This is a genomic window from Paenibacillus sp. FSL F4-0097 (assembly GCF_038593125.1).
GTDB lineage: Bacteria > Bacillota > Bacilli > Paenibacillales > Paenibacillaceae > Paenibacillus_AQ > Paenibacillus_AQ odorifer.
The window spans coordinates 5,901,382-5,919,573 of the sequence record NZ_CP151965.1 but is presented as its reverse complement, the minus strand read 5'-3'; the positions used below and the strand labels follow the sequence as shown (position 1 = coordinate 5,919,573).

The 18,192-nt window shown below is 42.2% G+C and carries 14 protein-coding genes and 1 riboswitch; of the genes, 12 read left to right on the top strand and 2 right to left on the bottom strand.

Annotated elements, in window-relative coordinates; genetic code table 11:
* Positions 1 to 6 precede the first annotated feature (6 nt).
* Positions 7 to 672: a TetR/AcrR family transcriptional regulator gene (locus MHH86_RS26555; protein WP_036685410.1), complete on the bottom strand. Its 666-nt coding sequence runs from the start codon at positions 670 to 672 to the stop codon at positions 7 to 9.
* Complete coding sequence (locus MHH86_RS26550) at positions 665 to 1,867, bottom strand: MFS transporter (RefSeq protein WP_036685408.1); 1,203 nt, start codon at positions 1,865 to 1,867, stop codon at positions 665 to 667. Before MHH86_RS26550 ends, MHH86_RS26555 begins: the two co-directional genes overlap by 8 nt.
* A gap of 261 nt (positions 1,868 to 2,128) precedes the next feature.
* Between MHH86_RS26550 and MHH86_RS26545 the strand changes: the two genes are divergently transcribed.
* The 12 genes from MHH86_RS26545 (at position 2,129) to MHH86_RS26490 (ending at position 18,158) form a co-directional block, all read left to right on the top strand.
* A complete protein-coding gene (locus tag MHH86_RS26545; RefSeq protein WP_076144559.1) occupies positions 2,129 to 3,667 on the top strand; it encodes a response regulator in 1,539 nt (512 codons plus the stop codon).
* A 19-nt stretch (positions 3,668 to 3,686) separates the two neighbouring features.
* Positions 3,687 to 5,489, top strand: a complete 1,803-nt coding sequence (locus MHH86_RS26540) for a sensor histidine kinase (protein WP_036685623.1) — start codon at positions 3,687 to 3,689, stop codon at positions 5,487 to 5,489.
* A 17-nt stretch (positions 5,490 to 5,506) separates the two neighbouring features.
* A complete protein-coding gene (locus MHH86_RS26535; protein WP_038573235.1) occupies positions 5,507 to 7,042 on the top strand; it encodes a response regulator in 1,536 nt (511 codons plus the stop codon).
* Between the two features lie 115 nt (positions 7,043 to 7,157).
* On the top strand, positions 7,158 to 8,864 hold the full coding sequence (locus MHH86_RS26530; RefSeq protein WP_036685398.1) for a sugar ABC transporter substrate-binding protein: 1,707 nt from the start codon (positions 7,158 to 7,160) through the stop codon (positions 8,862 to 8,864).
* An 84-nt stretch (positions 8,865 to 8,948) separates the two neighbouring features.
* Positions 8,949 to 9,917 (top strand): ABC transporter permease subunit, encoded by a 969-nt coding sequence (locus MHH86_RS26525; RefSeq protein WP_036685395.1) that lies wholly within the window; start codon positions 8,949 to 8,951, stop codon positions 9,915 to 9,917.
* A 59-nt stretch (positions 9,918 to 9,976) separates the two neighbouring features.
* The gene (locus MHH86_RS26520) at positions 9,977 to 10,879 is read left to right on the top strand and encodes a carbohydrate ABC transporter permease (RefSeq protein ID WP_036685620.1); all 903 of its coding nucleotides are present in this window, start codon (positions 9,977 to 9,979) and stop codon (positions 10,877 to 10,879) included.
* A 47-nt stretch (positions 10,880 to 10,926) separates the two neighbouring features.
* Positions 10,927 to 12,459, top strand: a complete 1,533-nt coding sequence (locus MHH86_RS26515; protein WP_051491381.1) for a glycoside hydrolase family 43 protein — start codon at positions 10,927 to 10,929, stop codon at positions 12,457 to 12,459.
* A gap of 44 nt (positions 12,460 to 12,503) precedes the next feature.
* Positions 12,504 to 13,523 (top strand): endo-1,4-beta-xylanase, encoded by a 1,020-nt coding sequence (locus MHH86_RS26510; protein WP_036685392.1) that lies wholly within the window; start codon positions 12,504 to 12,506, stop codon positions 13,521 to 13,523.
* Between the two features lie 82 nt (positions 13,524 to 13,605).
* Complete coding sequence (locus tag MHH86_RS26505; protein WP_076316376.1) at positions 13,606 to 15,660, top strand: alpha-glucuronidase family glycosyl hydrolase; 2,055 nt, start codon at positions 13,606 to 13,608, stop codon at positions 15,658 to 15,660.
* A 60-nt stretch (positions 15,661 to 15,720) separates the two neighbouring features.
* Entirely contained in the window at positions 15,721 to 16,479 is a 759-nt protein-coding gene (locus MHH86_RS26500) for a Nif3-like dinuclear metal center hexameric protein (RefSeq protein ID WP_256717319.1), read from the top strand.
* Positions 16,480 to 16,563: 84 nt separating this feature from the next.
* On the top strand, positions 16,564 to 16,737 hold the full coding sequence (locus MHH86_RS26495; RefSeq protein WP_169744809.1) for a hypothetical protein: 174 nt from the start codon (positions 16,564 to 16,566) through the stop codon (positions 16,735 to 16,737).
* Positions 16,738 to 17,056: 319 nt separating this feature from the next.
* A riboswitch (cyclic di-AMP (ydaO/yuaA leader) is annotated at positions 17,057 to 17,243 on the top strand.
* 87 nt (positions 17,244 to 17,330) lie between these two features.
* On the top strand, positions 17,331 to 18,158 hold the full coding sequence (locus tag MHH86_RS26490; RefSeq protein ID WP_080742622.1) for an alpha/beta hydrolase: 828 nt from the start codon (positions 17,331 to 17,333) through the stop codon (positions 18,156 to 18,158).
* Positions 18,159 to 18,192 lie beyond the last annotated feature (34 nt).

The window sequence follows — 18,192 nt, the reverse complement described above, 5'->3', positions numbered from 1 at the left end:
ATCCCCTTACTTCAAGGCAGGAGATTCATCACTTTCTGTACTTAAATACTGAACTAACATGTCCACAAATCGGTTAGCAATTTGAATATCCTGAAGTTCGTTTTTGAAATCGTCTTTGGAAATCAGGCTCATTTTCTGTAATAAACCCATCATAGACGTGAAGATGAAATGAGCAGTGGATAAGGGTTCTGTATCAAATTTTAACGATCCATCTTTAACTCCGGCCTCCAGAGCATCCATTAAGAAATGTCGTTCTTTTCCCCGCATCACAAAATTTCTGTAATTTTCTTTGAGTTCTTTACTGTAATCATAGGCTTCAAAATGCAAATCGAATAGAAGAATGAATTTGATGTAACCTGAGTGTTGCCGGGCATAATCAATCCAAGCATTAAGCATCGAAGCAAGCATTTGCTTACCATTCATTTCAATTGAAGAAGGTGCGCTTCTAACAAATTGCGTCATGCTCTCCAGAATTTCCATCTGGACCTCAAAAATCAGTTCGTTCATGGACTGGAAATGCTTATAAAAGGTAACCCGGCTTACACCAGCCACGTCGCAGACATCCTTAATATTAACTTTGAGAAAGCTTTGCTTCATAAAAAGATCCTTCGCCGCAGCAATTAATTCTTCCCGGTTTTTGTTTTTTAAATTCTGGTGCCAGTTCTCAGTCATGGGCGACACTCCTTTCTTGCTCCTTTTTTGGTTTTTGTAAGGTGATGAGAAAGGCAGATGCCAGGATAATTGCCCCAAAAATATAGGGAATATTAATATGTTTGTCAAACATCAATCCCGCTAAAATGGGTCCAAGTATGTTTCCTATACTGGTGTACGTTGTATTTAATCCGGCAGCATATCCTTGTCGATCACCAGCTGAGTTGGCAATCAATGTACTTACTGTGGGTCGTAAAAAAGCATTAAAAGCAAAAAATAAACCTGATACAACTAATAAATAACCTAAATTGATCTTGAATATCATCAACAATAAGGTTATAGCGGTCATCACCAATGATATACGTATAAGCTTTATCTCGCCAAGTCTCTTAATCAGATGATCAAGCAGCCAGATCTGCACAATAATGCCTATAATAGCACCAACCGTAATAATGATTGAGATTTTCGTTGCATCAAAACCGTATTTTTGTTCCACAAAAAGGGCGTACACCGTTTCATAATTCATCAGACCAAATGTCATGATCAGAATGAGCAGAAGATAGCGGAAATAGGACGTCCGGAATGAGTTTACGATTTGACTACGAATGGATTCCCGAGGGGCCCATTTGTTAACGGATTTCCGTTTTTCCTTTGGTAGTGTCTCTGGCATATAAAAACAAAGTATCGTAGCGATAAGCCCAAGTCCACCCGCAAAAAAATAAGGCACCCGTATGCCAAACCCAGCGATAATCCCGCCTAACCCTGGACCAAGTACCATACCCAAATTCATGGAAGCCCCCAAGTACCCCATACCTTTTGCACGGGTTTCATGGGTGGTGATATCAGCGACATAGGCCATATTGGAAGGGACCATGATTCCGATACCTATACCCCCAATAAATCTAGCGATGTAAAGTAGGGGCAATGTCGTAGATACAGCAAATATCAGATCTGAAAGGACGGTTAAAAACATTCCGGAAATGATCATTGATTTTCGGCCCCATTTATCCGAAAGCTGTCCCCCTATAGGTGAAAAAATAAACTGTGCTGCTCCAAAAGCCGCAATAAGATATCCGGCGGCAGCCCCTGACGCATTAAACAGTTTCAGATATTCAGGTAGAATGGGAATGACCATACCTTGCCCCAATAAAGCGATAAATAGATTCAACATCAGAATGAAAAGTGGAAATCTAGCAGACTTAGATAAGCTGCTCATATCATAGCCCTCCCATAATATTTACACTGTGTAATCCTTTACTCAATGTAAACTATAATAATGGATTGTTGGGCCCTTGTAAAGGTGTGTCTGAAATTTAGGATACGCTGTTTTTAGTATGTTTTTTCAAGTAAAAAAAGTACTGTTTTAAACAAAAGAAGGAAAATTTATGAATTCACATCATTATCCAAGTATGATAGCATGATCTATATATTTTGGTGTAAAGCGCGGGCTTATCTTAATAAGATTGGAGCGAACGTCATGCTTAAGGTTCTGATCGTGGACGATGAACCCTGGGTTCTTGAGGGGCTAAGGACGATGATCGACTGGGGAAAATTCGGTTATGAAGTTTGTGGTGAAGCTCAAAACGGCACGGATGCGATGAGGCTTATCCAGGAGAATAAACCGGAACTGGTTCTCACGGATATTAATATGCCTGTAATTAACGGTCTTGAGCTTATTACAAAGTTGAATGAGGTGATGGAGAAACCTCCTAAATTTGTGATTTTGTCTGGATATGATGATTTCAAGTATGCACGCACGGCATTGCGCCAGCGGGTAAATGAATATTTATTAAAACCCATTGATGATGAAGAAATAGAGGCTTTATTAAGCAGGATCACTCCAATAATCCAAAATGAAATCGCTTCCAATGAGGAGTTTGATAAAAAGCAATTTTTTATCGTAAATAATATCATCAATCGCCTGATCCAAGGGGAGTATAACGAAAATTTAGAGCTTCTAACCCGAAACACCTTGAAGCTTCAAGCGGATGCAGAGGTAATGTGTATTCTTATTGAACCGGCCTCCTCTATGAATCCATACCAGCCGCAGATAAGCGATTATTTTTCTAAGGAAAACTTCTGCTTCTTTCAAGACGGATCGGGAAGAGCGGGGATCATTCTTCAGTCTGCTTCTATCGGGAATGAGAGCCTGGAGTCTATCGTCAACCAGATGTATTCGGATCTCACTGAGCAATCACAGGAGCTGGTCTTTCTAGCACTTAGCAGCAGAATGGTCGGGGTGAGCTCTATTCGAGAGATTTATAGGCAGGCACTTGAGGTATGGAAACGAAAAACGCACCAGCAGAAAAGAGGGGTCTTTTATTATAGTGAACTTAGAAACCTGAAAAAGGAAGAACCTCATGAGGATCATTTCAGACAGCTGCTGCATAAGGTCCAAACGAATGATACGGAGCAAATCCAGCCTTGTGTTAAAGAAGCGTTTGCTGCTTTCGTCGAGAATCTGCTGACCCTTGAAGTTGTAAAAGCAAAAGTGGCCCATTTAGAGCTTACGATCTGTAGAATTATAGCTCAAATGAATGGAGACCCGGATGCGATTATGACTAAGCTTCAGCAAGAATACGGAAATCTGGGTGAACTCAGTGATTATTTTATAATAAGCCGTTATGTACAAAGTCTGTGTGAACGTGCTGCCGTCTATCTGTCTGAATTAGAGCAGCAGAATGAACGAAATACGATTTACAAGGTTATTCAGTATGTGGATCGTGAATTTCGGAATAAATTAAAGCTTCAGGATTTGGCACAACAATTTCATATTAATTCTACCTATTTGGGACAACTGTTTAGAAAGCAAACGGGTCAGGGCTTTAGTGAATACCTAAATGCTAAACGGATTGAAGAGGCGAAAAGTCTGCTGAAACGAACACAGCTAAAGATATCGGATATAGCGGTGCAGGTGGGATTCTCTAACACTGATTATTTTATAGATAAGTTTAAGCTGCTTGTAGGGGTAGTACCATCCGTGTATAAAAATGAGAATAAGAACCAACAGCTCTAGGGGAAGCAAGGTGTTTCATATGGAGAGAAAAAAATTCAGATTTAGAAAAGTAGTGAATGATATTCCCTTGAATTATAAATTTTCCCTTATTTATATCATAGGTGTTCTTCTCCCTATCATTATTATTAACCTTGTTTTTTTGGATCGGATTTCCGATCTGATCAAATCGAGAGAGCAGCAGAACCTGGAAATATCTTTAGAAAGAGCCCGAAAGGACATTCATGATTTCATTGAAGGTGGGGTAGCTGTCAGCTATACGCTTTCTGCCGATAAGAACCTGTATGAATTGCTTGAGCGGACGTATGGGAACTCTATTGAATTTTATGACACTTTTGATGAACAGCTGAGAGACCGCATGAACAGCTATATGCCGGTGAATAATCAGATTGAACGGATTACTGTATTTACGAACAATGATTCCATTGTTTCCGGCAGCAACTATCAGGTCATCAATGAAAAGGTAATGAATAGTGAATGGTATAAGCAGTCGAAGGCTGCGGATAAACATCTGTTTCTTGCCGCTTATCATATGAGTGATACCTCTAGTGTGATTTCTACAGCGCCTTATTTGAGTGTTATTGAGCGAATGGACGCTTACAGCTCATACAATAAGTTTGAAAAGCTGCTTAGAATTGATTTGGATCTCAGTAAAATATATGACGTGATTATCAGAGAAAAAGATTACTTGAGTCTTTATTTAGTTAACGAGCAGGACGAGATTATTATGTCTGCACAAAGCGGCTATCAAAGAGGCACCGCGGAACCTTATCCCGTGTTCAAGCTGCAGGATGATGAGCGCAAGGAGGACGTTCATATTGTACCCGTCGGCGGAGCTAGTTATATAAAGGGCTGGCGGATAATAGGAATTACACAAGGTGAGCGTATTACCCAAGCGATAATGGAGATTCGGATTTATGCAGGGATTCTGGCGTCCATTGTCACGCTAATCACAACCGCTTTTTTATATGTGATGTTAAGATCCTATAATTATCGGGTGAAACGGTTATCCAGACATATGCAGAAAGTATCCAATGAGAAATTTGAGCTGATTCGAATCGATGAAGGCCAGGATGAGATCGGGGGACTGATCCGTAATTTTAACAGGATGACCACTACCATTAATTCCTTGATCAATGATGTATATAAACTGGAGATTCAAAAAAATAATCTGGAGATGGAAAGAGTAAGAGCTGAACTGAATTTTCTGCAAAGCCAGATGAATCCGCATTTTCTGTTTAATACGTTAAATGCCATTTTGGTGGTCTGTACTAAAAATAATTATTCGGATGTTACAGATATTATTAAGAGTTTATCCAAATTACTTAGACGGCTGCTGAGCTGGAAAGAAGATCTCGTCACTCTGGAAGAAGAAATGACTTTCATCGAGATGTATTTAAAAATTGAAAAATTCCGGTTCCGGGATAAATTTGATTATCAATTTGAGATCGATGAGCAGTCGCTTCAATATAAGATTCCCAAGCTAAGCATGCAGCCGCTCGTTGAGAATTCCTGCAAACATGGTCTACAGGCCATAGAGGGACTTGGTGTGATAAAAGTGAAGACGTTAGTGGAGGAGGGACGCTTAAAAGTTACCGTCTCTGATAACGGTAAAGGGATAGAGCCAGAGAAGCTGCAAGAATTATTAGGTAATGTGCAAAATGAAGCGTCTTCGGGAACGAATATCGGAATCCGCAACGTGTACCGCCGATTAGAATTGTATTATGAAGATCAGGTCCGTTTTGATATCAGCAGCGTTCCGGATGAAGGGACCATTGTCACTTTTGATATTCCATTAAAACTCCTGGAACGGAAGAATAGCTAGAAAGTGAGGGACCCCCTATGAAATACAAAGTATTGTTGATCGATGATGAGCCTAGTGCGCTTGAAGCGATGCAGCTATGGATTGATTGGCAGGAGCTTGGCTTTGAGGTATGTGGAACCTCCAGCAATGGCAAAGAGGGGCTGGAGTTAATGAAACAGCTCGAACCAGATCTTGTAATTACGGATGTTAATATGCCGCTAATGAATGGGCTGGAGATGGTCGCAGCTTGGCAACGAGCTGAGATTAAGGAGATTAAGTTTGCCATACTAAGTGGTTATAGTGAGTTTGAATATGCCAAGACAGCTATACACTATGGAATTAATCATTATCTGATGAAGCCAGTGTTTCCAGAAGAAGCGGCAGAAGAATTACTGGAGATTTATCAGGAGCTGGAGCAGGAAGCTCAGAAGCGCAGTTTAAATCAAATAGCCTCCGCGGAGGAGGCTGTTTCTCTCCTGAAAGGAATACTGCATGAGAAAGCTGAGCAGTCGAATCAGGAGGTACTTAACCGATTATCGGAAGGGAAAAGCCATTGGAATATTTGTCTGATACAGACAGAGCCGGTTTTATATACAGAGATCAGAGAGCAAGCCTCAGCCCTCCTAACCGATAAAGATTCGATGTTTCTGATGGATCTGGAGAGTCATTGTTTTGGAATCGTATACGGATACAATTCATTGTCCACTGAGGGAGCTGTGATCGATCAGATCGCAACTCCCTTGCTGAATGAACACCCTAAACAAGCTTTGTATATTGCAGCTGGCGCTGGCGTAGGCTCCTTGCTTCAGATCGGGAACAGTTACCGAACGGCGAAAGAAGCATTAATGTATTATTTTTATTATCCTGAAAATGCAGAGGTCCTGAGTTATCAAGAGATTAAGGATAGTCCCTTCAGTTATCATTATGATCAAATTCAACTGATGGATGACTTGATAAGACCTATTAATACGCTGGACTCCGCAGATTTTAGCCAAGCTGTGAACTCGGCAGCCCGCAGTTTCCGTGAGCAGCGCATCGCTCCAGAGGTTGTGAAGAAAATTGTTATTCATATGATGTATAAGATTATTGAGTTTACCTCGGAAGCCAGTGAAGTCCATGAGTCCTCCTTATCTAATCAAATTAGAATTCCCGCGATGTTAGACTCAATGATCACCTTGACGGACTTAATGCGTAATTTGCTATTCTGCGGCGAGGCCAGTATTGATATCCTTCTTAAGGAACAAAACCTAAGATCACAGGGGATTGTTCAGGAGATTAACAATTATATTGAAGAGCATTTTCGCGAATGTCTTACCATTAAGAGGCTATCAGAGGTGTTTTTCCTGCACCCGGTATATCTGGGACAATTATTGATCAAGAAGAACGGAATTAACTTCAATGAACAGCTGCATAACCTCCGAATAAAAGAGGCAGTACATTTACTTCAACAAAATAAGTTAAAAAATAGTGAAATCGCTGAGAAAGTGGGCTATGGCAATTATAGTCAGTTCCTCAAGCAATTTGAAAAAAAACTACATATGAGTCCTAACGAATTTAAAAACACTAATACCTAAACTTTTTGGGGGTACATCTTTAATTCTGGCGTATTTTCAGAAGATTATCACCTCTATAATTTAACTTGTAAGGGCTTACAACATTGTTACACCAACAAATATATGGAGGTGCTTTATGGGGGGCAGGTTAATATCCAAATGGAAACTTAGTCTGATTGCTGTGTTATCCCTAAGCTTTACCTTAGCAGGGTGCGGAGGAAATAACAGCAACAATACGACGGCTAAGGGGGAAGACAAACCAGCAGAAACAGCCACTTCAACTGCAGCAGGAACAAATTCTGATAAGATTGAACCTTTCGAAATTAGTATCTTTCTTGGAGAAGCAGGCCAGCAACCAACACCAGATAATAAAATTTATAAAATGATTAAAGAAAAAACAGGCGCCTCATTCAATTTCGAATTCTTGGCAGGAGATCTTAAACAGAAGCTTGGCGTTATGATTGCCGGTTCGGATTATCCAGATCTAATGAGTTCTAATACCCAACTGACGGCAGCAGGTGCATTTATTCCTCTCGAGGACTTGATTGAAGAACACGCTCCAAATTTGAAAGCGCATTACGCAGCTTACTGGAACATGATGAAGGATCCAAATGATGGACATATTTATACACTTCCAAACTATGGTGCGTATAACGGTGATGTGAATTCAACCTATTACTCTGGCCCAGCTTTCTGGATTCAGAAAGCTGTACTTAAAGATGCTGGCTATCCAGTGGTTAAAACTTTGGATGAGTATTTCGATCTTATCGTTAAGTATAAAGAGAAGAATCCAACCATTGATGGACAACCAACAGTTGGGTTTGAAATTCATAACAAAGACTGGAGAAACTGGGGATTGTTTAACGCTCCTCAGCATCTGATCGGACATCCTAATGATGGCGGAGTAGTGGTTAAGGATAACGTGGCAGAAATCTTTGCGGATAAAGACTATGCTAAGCAGTACTATAAGAAGCTTAATGATATGAATGCATTGGGTATTATTGATAAAGAAGCATTTACAATGGATTATGACCAATATTTAGCTAAATTGTCCAGCGGAGCCGTTCTAGGAATGTTTGATCAGCACTGGAACTTTGGTAAAGCAGAAGATTCACTCAAGACTCAAGAAAAAGATATGAGAACTTATGTAGGTCTGCCTCTTGTGTATGATACCAACACCAAAGATTATTATCTGGATCGCCCTGCGCTTAACTTGAATAATGGATTCGGGATTACTATCAATGCTAAGGATCCAGTGAGAATCCTTAAACTTATGGACACATTGATTCAAGAAGATTGGCAAAAAACTCTCACTTGGGGTATTGAAGGCGAAGATTATATTGTGGAAAACGGCCGCTTTATGAGAACCCAAGAACAACGGGATAACGCAGTTGATGCTACTTGGAAGCTGAGTAACAAAGCAGAAGCTTGGTATGCTACCGCTCCGAAAATGCAAGGGTACTTTGCAGACGGTAACTCAACGGATGCGGCAGCCCAACCAGAAGAATATAAGGCAGGATTGGAAGCGTTTGACAAGGAAGTCCTCGACGCATATGGATTCAACAGTTATGTAGATTTCTTCAGTAAGCCTGGACCGAATCCAGTAGCTTACCCTGCTTGGTCCATAGATCTTGTTGAAAATTCTCCAGCAAAAATTGCCGATACGAAGATGGGAGAAGTTAAAACCAAGTTCTTGCCAAAAGCAATCTTGGCTAGTCCTTCCGATTTCGATAAAGTTTGGGCTGAATTTGTTAAAGAACTTAATAAAGCGGATGTTAAAGCCTACGAAGACAGAATCAATGAACAGCTTAAATGGAGATTTGATACTTGGAGTGTTAAATAGTTAGAGCATGCTTAAAAATCAGAAAGTGGTGGCTTATTAGCCAACCACTTTCTGAAATATATGGATGATGTGGGGAGAAAATATATGGATGAGATTTTAACGGGAAAAAAAGTTAACCGGCATCCTAAAAGAAAAAAGAAGCAACCTATTACTATGAATTTGATTAAGAATCAGAAACAGCTAATTTGGATGTCGGTTCCATTGCTGCTTTATATTATATTATTTGCTTATGTTCCCGTCTGGGGATGGACCATGGCTTTTCAGGATTATAAACCAGCTAAGGCTTTTGGCGAACAAACGTGGGTTGGCTTGAAACACTTCAAGTTTCTATTTACGGACGATACCTTTTTAAGGGTACTACGAAACACACTGGCTATGGGATTAATTAATTTCTTTCTAGGATTTATAACCGCAATAACATTGGCCTTACTTCTTAATGAAATCAAAAATGTATTTTGGAAAAGAACCGTGCAGACCATATCCTACTTACCTCACTTCCTCTCTTGGATTATTGTAACAGGGATTGTAGGTGTCTCCCTCTCGGTTAACGACGGGATTATCAACATCGTACTCATGAAATTACATCTTATCGATTCACCGATTCTTTGGTTGAGTGAAGGGAAGTATTTCTGGGGTATTGTGGGTGCTTCAACCGTCTGGAAAGAGGTTGGATGGAGTACTATCATCTACTTGGCTGCTATTGCTTCTATAGATCCAGCTTTATATGAGGCTGCTGAGATTGATGGGGCTAACCGGTACAAAAAAATGTTCAATGTAACATTGCCGGGAATTAGACCAACCATTGTAATCCTGATGATAATGTCCATAGGACATGTACTGGATGTCGGATTTGAGGTTCCGTACTTATTAGGGAACGGGCTTACTGTAGACTGGTCGGATACGATTGATATATTTGTATTGAAATACGGGATTGGGCAAGGGAATTATTCCTTAGCTACTGCGGGTGGTATATTTAAAACAGTCGTAAGTGTAACGTTGCTGCTATTAGCTAACTGGACTTCGAAGCGGCTAGGGGAAGAGAGGCTGTTATAATCATGGAAAAAACTCAATTGATTCCTCAAAAATCTCCAAAAAGTAATGCTGGAAAACGGATGAGAAATTTGGGGTTCGAACCCGTAGTGTTCGGCACCTTCAATACTATATTTATGGTTTGTCTAGTTATTGTTACCTTGTATCCATTCCTGAATACTATAGCAGTCTCCTTTAATGCGGGGAATGATACCATCCGCGGCGGCATTTATCTATGGCCTAGAGAGTGGACCATACAAAACTACAAGGCAGTTTTTGCCTCTGGTACAATTATTCCTGCTTTTTGGATTTCGGTAGCACGAACAGTGATATCTACGATCCTGAATCTATTTTTAACCACAATGCTTGCTTATACTTTAAGCCGGAAAGAATATGTTTTCCGCAAACAGATTACCTTTATTTTCGTCCTAACCATGTATTTTAATGCGGGTCTGATTCCAAACTATTTCCTAATTAAGGATCTTCATTTGATTAATACGTTTTGGGTATATGTAATACCGACTATGATAAGTGCATTTAATATGATCGTCATCCGTACTTACATTGGCGGCTTGCATGAAAGTCTTATGGAATCCGCGAGAATCGACGGTGCAGGTGAATTCAAGATTTTCATGAAAGTAGTCTTCCCTTTGTGTAAACCTGTTCTTGCTACCATCGCCCTTTTTGTCGCGGTAGGTGCATGGAACGCATGGTTTGATGCTTTTATCTACACTTCTTCCCGCCAACACTTGAGTACATTGCAATATGAATTAATGAAACTAATATCATCTAGTATGAATGCGAACAGTAACGCAAGTGTAGCTAACGGGGCAGGGGTAACTGCAGAGTCAGCGGGGTCAATGGTTACTCCAAAGTCCATTCGTGCAGCCGTTACTATTGTTGCTTCGGTTCCAATTTTGCTAGTCTATCCATTCATGCAAAAGTATTTTGTAGTTGGAATGAACGTAGGAAGCGTGAAGGAATAAGGAGCTTGCAATCACTATTAAGTAATAGGAAGGTTGTCTGTTAAATTATGACCCCATCTTCAATCACATACACGAATCCGATACTTCCAGGCTTCTATCCTGATCCAAGTATCATCCGGGCAGGGGATGACTACTATTTAGTTTGCAGCTCCTTTGAGTATTTCCCTGGCGTACCTATTTTTCATAGTCAGGATTTGATTCACTGGACCCAAATAGGTCATGTGCTCAATCGTGTAAGTCAGCTGGATACACGTAAAAGCAAGAGCTCTGGAGGGATATTTGCCCCAACGATCCGGTATCATGAAGGAACGTTTTACATGATAACGACCGAAATACACGGGAAAGGGAATTTCTATGTTACGGCTACGGATCCTGCGGGTCCGTGGTCAGATCCGATTAGTATTCCTTATGGAGGAATTGACCCTTCTCTAATGTTTGATGAGGATGGAAAGGTTTATGTAACCACCCAGCAGGGGGCAGATTATGACTCCCATGCCATCCAATATGAGATAGATATTGCTACGGGAGCAGCGTTAACAGAACCTGTTGTCATCTGGACTGGGGATGGTGGACCTTGGACGGAAGGCCCCCATTTGTACAAAATAAATGGAATGTACTATATCATGACGGCTTCAGGAGGAACGGCAAAGGAACATCGGGAGATCATTGGCCGCAGCTCCTCTCCTTATGGACCATTTGAACGATTGCCGCATCCGATATTGACGCACAGCGGTACTGATAATCCCATTCAGTATTTAGGGCATGCCGATTTGATTGAGGATCGTAACGGGGATTGGTGGGCCGTATTCCTTGGAGTAAGACTAGTAGATGCAAAATTTACTGTGCTTGGAAGAGAGACTTTCCTTGCTCCCGTAAGCTGGACTGAAGACGGATGGCCGATGATCGATAATAATGAAGACACTGTCGGACTGGAAATGAAGGTTTCACGTGTACCTGGTCAATCACCAAAACCTGAGACTAGTGGAAGATATGATTTTGATGAACATGTATTGCCGCTGGGATTAGCCTTTCTGCGGAATCCGGCTGAGGGAAGCTGGTCCTTAAACGAACGGCAGGGATGGTTATCTCTTCGAGGACAACCGAAAGGTCTCAGTGAAGTAGGCCAAGTGGCTTTTGTAGGCAGAAGACAGCAGCATACTTCAGCAGAATGGAGCACACTGCTTGAAATGCCTTCATCTATTGCTGATGTGGAGGCTGGACTTTGCGCCAGATTAGATGAGAACGCTCATTATGAAATTGGACTTGTTCAAAAAAACGGCCAAAGAGTGATTACAGCTCATGTGACCATGGATGGAATAACCCATACAGCGGCAGAGATTCCAACTACTGCCGAGCGAATTTATTTGAAAGCTAAGGCTGAGCTTAACGAATACAGCTTCCTGTATTCTTTGGATGGGCAGGAGTGGAATAAGCTATCAACAGCGGCAGCTTATCCATTATCCCCCCAAGCCGTAAAAGGAAATGGATTTACGGGTGTTCTTATCGGCTTATATGCGACAGGTCATGGCAAGGTAGCTGAGGTGCCTGCCTACTTCGATTGGTTCGATTATCAGTCTTAATTATTCGAATACTGATATAAATGCGTTTGTCAGGAGGGAACTTGTTGAGACAAGCTAGTGATTACACAGAACCTGCACTAAAAACAATATTTGCTGAGGATTACAAAATTGGCGCAGCCGTTAACCCGTTGACGATTCAATCACAGGAGCACTTGCTCGCCTATCATTTCAATAGCATTACCGCTGAGAATGAGATGAAGTTTGAAAGTCTGCATCCGCTTGAAGATATTTATAACTTTAAGCTAGCAGATGAGTTGGTTGCGTTCGCCCGAAAATATCATATGGTTATGCGCGGGCATACTTTAGTCTGGCACAACCAGACTACGGACTGGTTGTTTGAGGATAAGAAGGGTGGGCCTGTAAGCAAAGAGGCATTGCTTGCACGGCTCAAATCACATATTCAGACCGTGGTTGGGCGTTACAAGGAAGATATCTATGCTTGGGATGTTGTAAATGAAGTTATTGCAGATGAAGGAGAAGAACTTCTTCGCCGGTCAAAGTGGCTGGACATTGTCGGACCGGAGTTTATCGGCAAAGCGTTTGAATATGCTCATGAAGCCGATCCTAAGGCTTTATTATTCTACAACGACTATAACGAGTCTAATCCCCTTAAGCGCGATAAAATCTATAAAATGGTGAAGTCGCTGCTGGAACAAGGAGTGCCGATCCATGGCGTCGGATTGCAAGCACACTGGAATTTATACGATCCGAGCTTAGACGATATACGTGCTGCTATTGAGAAGTATGCATCTTTAGGGCTTCAGCTCCAATTGACAGAGCTGGATGTATCCATGTTCCGTTTCGATGACAAACGCATGGATTTAAAGGTTGCACCTGCCGAACTGCTCGAGCTGCAGGCAGAGCGGTATGAAGCGATGTTTGCTCTGTTGAAAGAATACCGCGACGTGATTAGCTCTGTCACTTTCTGGGGAGCAGCGGATGACTATACATGGCTGGACGAATTCCCTGTTCGGGGACGGAAAAATTGGCCATTTCTATTCGATGAGCAGCATAATCCTAAGCCGGCTTATCATCAATTGCTTAACGCTGTCACCAAATCATAGAGTGGGTAATCTGCTCAAGCTTGCGAATCATGAACCCGTCCTTTTTAATCCAGGGCGGGTTATTTATACGGGAGGAATATACATGACAAATACCGCTTATGAGGCTTGGCTCAACTATGGCAAGCTGAAATCTGGATCTCTATACAATCAATATTTAAATTGGTGTGGTGAGTTGGTTGTAACGGAGGACAACGAGACGATTCAGGCAGCAGCCGCGGAATTCATACAGGGGATGACCTCTATGCTGGGCAAAGCGCCACTGCTCACAGCGCAACCAGAAGGACCGTGTATCGTTATAGGAACCCTCCAAGGGGGGAATCCGTTAATTGGTAGAGTATTCGGAGGAGAGCGAACCGATTCACTAGGTCCTGAAGGTTTCCTTATACGTACAAACGCTACTGAGCGATGTATCGCTATCGGTGCTTTAACGTCTGTTGGAATTTTGTATGGTGTATTCCATCTTTTACGGCTGATAGGAACAGAAAGCGAGATAGACGCTCTAGATTTATCTATGAATCCGGTGAACGGCCTGCGAATGATTAATCACTGGGATAATTTTGATGGCAGTATTGAACGTGGCTATGCTGGACGCTCCTTTTTTTACGAGTCCAATCAATTTCTTAACGATACAAAGCGGCTACGTGATTATGCCAGATTAATGTCCTCTGTGGGTATCAACGCGATTTCGATTAACAATGTGAATGTTCATGAGCTTGAATCTCTATTTATAACGGAGCAATATTTGCCTGATATCGCGTTGATTGCAGGAATATTCCGCGTATACGCGATTAAGCTATTCCTCAGTGCTAACTTCGCCAGCCCGATACAGATCGGAGCATTGGACACAGCTGATCCTCTGGACCCAGCGGTGCGGAAATGGTGGAAAGATAAGGCTAGTGAGGTTTATCGGGCGATACCTGATTTTGGCGGGTTTGTGGTCAAAGCGGATTCAGAAAATCGACCAGGACCATTCACTTACGGACGTGACCATGCAGATGGCGCCAACATGCTGGGAGAAGCACTGGAGCCGTTTGGCGGAATCGTGATTTGGCGTTGTTTCGTATATAACTGCAAGCAGGATTGGCGTGACCGTAAGACAGATCGGGCCAGAGCGGCATATGATCATTTCAAACCATTGGATGGCCGGTTTAATGATAATGTAGTGCTGCAAATCAAGAATGGACCGATGGATTTTCAAGTCAGAGAACCGGTATCTCCGCTGTTTGGCGCACTGGAACATACCAATCATCTGATGGAGTTTCAGATTGCTCAAGAATATACGGGGCAGCAGCGGCATCTCTGTTATCTTGTTCCACAGTGGAAAGAAGTCCTTGATTTCAATACTTATGCCAAAGGGAAAACTACGCTTGTGAAACATATTGTGGACGGATCGGTGTGGGGAAATAAGTATAATGGTGTGGCTGCTGTAACTAATGTTGGAGATGACATGAACTGGACGGGGCATGGGTTAGCTCAAGCTAATCTGTATGGATATGGAAGATTAATTTGGAATCCGGAGCTGACGGCAAAAGAAATAGCTGAGGAATGGATTCGGCTTACCTTTGGCACTGATGAAGGTCTAGTGGCTGCTATTCGCGGGATGTTGATGGACTCATGGAGGATTTACGAATCTTACACAGCTCCATTAGGTGTGGGTTGGATGGTTAATCCGGATCATCATTATGGGCCGAATGTGGATGGGTATGAATACGCCAAGTGGGGAACGTACCATTATGCGGATCATAAGGGCATTGGTGTGGATCGTTCAGTCAAATCGGGAACGGGTTATAGCGGACAGTATATGGGGCTTAATGCATCAAATTATGAGAATCTAGCGTCTTGTCCGGAAGAGCTGTTGCTGTTCTTTCATCATGTTCCATACACGTATGTTCTGCAATCGGGGCAAACTATTATTCAGCATATCTACGATACTCATTTTGAGGGGGCTGAGCAGGCTGCACAGCTTCTAGCGACATGGGAATCACTTGAAGGCAGCGTGGATAGTGGATTGTATATGCAAGTGAAGCAACGTCTTGAAGAGCAAGCAGAGCATGCGCAGGAATGGAGAGATCGGATCAATACGTATTTTTACCGCAAGAGCGGAATTGAGGATCTTAAAGGCAGAAAGATTTATTAGATTTCGAATCGAGGGATGATGATAGTGAGCCTCACGATTAGAGCGATTTTGGAAGATTTAATGGGAACTGTGGAACAGGTAGAAGGGACTGTGGATATTCTGAACCCAGGGGAACCGGAAACTGAAGTCACAGGGATTATTACGGCCTTCTCTGCCACACAAAATGTTGTGGAGCAAGCAATAGCGTTAGGAGCCAATTTGCTGATCACGCATGAAGGTGTATTTTATAGCCATCATGCGGCGAGCGAGTGGTTAGAAGGTGATCCGGTTTATCATGCGAAAAAAAGTCTGATCGAACATTCCCAAATTGCTATTTTTCGTTATCATGATTATTGGCATCGGCAAAAGCCGGATGGAATTATGGTGGGTTTACTGCGAGAACTAGATTGGTCCGCATACGTGGAAGAGCAGCAAGCAGCTGCTACGATTCTCACTATTCCTGCTATGACTGTACTGGAAGCTGCTCAATATATTAAAAGTAAGCTAGGGATCTCTTATGTACGCGCTGCCGGTGACCTGTCTCTTTCCTGCAAACGCGTAGGGATATTAGTAGGTTACAGAGGAGGCGGGACGATGGCTATTCCGCTTTTTAATGATCACAATCTTGATTTAATTATTGCTGGTGAGGGACCAGAGTGGGAGACTCCGGAATATGTGCGGGATGCAGGGCACCAAGGCAGATCTAAAGCGCTCATCATGTTAGGTCATGCGGAGAGTGAAGCGCCGGGAATGAAATATTTAGCTGAAATCTTAGCAGACAAATATCCCATGCTTCCTACCCGGTTCATTGCTGAACAACCCATCTATCAGATGGTTTAATCTGGGGAAATTAAGAGTACGGAATAAATAAACATATTATGGAGAAAATGAAGGGAAACAGGTCACTGAGAAAGGAGTGTTTCAATGGAAATTCCTTTGGAGGCTGATGAAGTATTAAGTCGGATCAAAAAGCTGCAAAGCGACGGAAGCTCGATCAGTAAAAAACAAGTAAAGCAAAGCGACCCAGAGCTTATGAGAAGTGCGCTGTTCTTTTTTCCAAGCTGGGAGCATGCATTGAAAAACGCCGATCTTTTGTAGCCATAGTATTGTAAAAGGGAGCTAAGTGGACAGGGAATATCTCTGATTCTGCTTAGCTTTTTTCATATCTCCAGTGAAAAGGATGGCCTTTATATAGAAAGTACTGGTGTTTTAACCTCCGTTTGGCTTGGTTCAGAGCCATTTTCTTAAATAAAACGAGTAAACAAGAGCAAAAGAAAGAGAAAATGAAGAGTATGCTCAATATGAAATGAAAAGCATTGCTTTCAACATTATTTTGACCAGAGCCCTCCTTTACAAGCAAACCTTACAAGAGTATGATTCATCTCAGAACTGACAATTATCTTAAATTTACAATTACATAAGCAATCCGCTTAATTTCCGTTTCTGGAAAGCGGGGGAACCAACAACTGGCAGCCGATGTGAGAGTCGGCACTGGTTATGGGGTGAATCCTGTTCCGGGTGCATAACATGCATCCCTGCAGGTAGGGCAACTCTCACTGCCCGAATCCGACAGCTAACCTCGTAAGCGTATGGAGAGAGGATGAATGGCGTGTTTAGTGATGAATAGCCACAGAGAATCCCTCTGTGGTTTTTTGCTGCGTTTTTAAGCAGATATAGTCGTAGAATTTATTATGAAAGAGGTGTTACCTTTGCCTATCGCTAAACTGAACGGAACTTCGCTCTATTATGAAATCAATGGAACTGGCACTCCGGTTGTGTTTATCCATGGACATGGATTAACACACAGTATGTTCAAACCACAGCTGGAGTATTTTTCCGATAAATATAAAGTGATTTTGTGCGATTTACGGGGGAATGGTAAGTCTGGTAAACTGCTGGAGGCCCCACATGAGATTATTGAGACGCAATGTCTGGATCTGATTATGCTGTTGAATGACCTAGGTATTCGTGAAGCAGTTTTTGTAGGAATCGCCTATGGTGGCTTAGTCGTTCAGCATATTGCCAAACAATATCCTGAGCGTGTAAAAGCCATTGTGGTCGCAGACAGCTTCTGTAGGACTCATGGATCAACAATTGTAGGGAAAATACAAACTATGGCAGCATATTGTAGTTTGCTAATGTATTATCTCCCAAGCGAGCTGGTGTTGCCTTCGATTCGGATGATGTACCGAGAGCGCTGGAGTCTGGCCTACAATGAGATTAGAAGAGGGCTGCTGGACAAACGTCCCCGGGAGCTTTATCGGCAAAGGCTGGCTACGAGCCATGTTGATTACACCAGATGCTTAAAGGCTTTTAAACGTCCTGCTTTATGTATTGTAGGGGACTTTAATGAATTTGGAGTGAATTGTATGAAGGAAATGGTGTCCCAACTGCCACATGCGCAGTTGGCGATTATTCCGAACGCATTAGATCCAAGTAATCTGTGCCAGCCGGAGCAATTCAATGCGATTCTTCAACGTTTCTTAGAGAAGCAGCAGGGCAGTCAGCAGATTAGCTGATCTATAGGGAGACCTTTACAAGCGAAGCGTTTAA

Excerpts from the sequence above, each read along its gene's own strand:
- MHH86_RS26490 (WP_080742622.1), top strand. The coding sequence starts at position 17,331 with ATGAAAGAGGTGTTACCTTTGCCTATCGCTAAACTGAACGGAACTTCG.
- MHH86_RS26525 (WP_036685395.1), top strand. The coding sequence starts at position 8,949 with ATGGATGAGATTTTAACGGGAAAAAAAGTTAACCGGCATCCTAAAAGA.
- MHH86_RS26545 (WP_076144559.1), top strand. The coding sequence starts at position 2,129 with ATGCTTAAGGTTCTGATCGTGGACGATGAACCCTGGGTTCTTGAGGGG.
- MHH86_RS26505 (WP_076316376.1), top strand. The coding sequence starts at position 13,606 with ATGACAAATACCGCTTATGAGGCTTGGCTCAACTATGGCAAGCTGAAA.
- MHH86_RS26535 (WP_038573235.1), top strand. The coding sequence starts at position 5,507 with ATGAAATACAAAGTATTGTTGATCGATGATGAGCCTAGTGCGCTTGAA.
- MHH86_RS26495 (WP_169744809.1), top strand. The coding sequence starts at position 16,564 with ATGGAAATTCCTTTGGAGGCTGATGAAGTATTAAGTCGGATCAAAAAG.
- MHH86_RS26530 (WP_036685398.1), top strand. The coding sequence starts at position 7,158 with ATGGGGGGCAGGTTAATATCCAAATGGAAACTTAGTCTGATTGCTGTG.
- MHH86_RS26515 (WP_051491381.1), top strand. The coding sequence starts at position 10,927 with ATGACCCCATCTTCAATCACATACACGAATCCGATACTTCCAGGCTTC.
- MHH86_RS26555 (WP_036685410.1), bottom strand. The coding sequence starts at position 672 with ATGACTGAGAACTGGCACCAGAATTTAAAAAACAAAAACCGGGAAGAA.
- MHH86_RS26520 (WP_036685620.1), top strand. The coding sequence starts at position 9,977 with ATGAGAAATTTGGGGTTCGAACCCGTAGTGTTCGGCACCTTCAATACT.
- MHH86_RS26500 (WP_256717319.1), top strand. The coding sequence starts at position 15,721 with ATGGGAACTGTGGAACAGGTAGAAGGGACTGTGGATATTCTGAACCCA.
- MHH86_RS26550 (WP_036685408.1), bottom strand. The coding sequence starts at position 1,867 with ATGAGCAGCTTATCTAAGTCTGCTAGATTTCCACTTTTCATTCTGATG.
- MHH86_RS26540 (WP_036685623.1), top strand. The coding sequence starts at position 3,687 with ATGGAGAGAAAAAAATTCAGATTTAGAAAAGTAGTGAATGATATTCCC.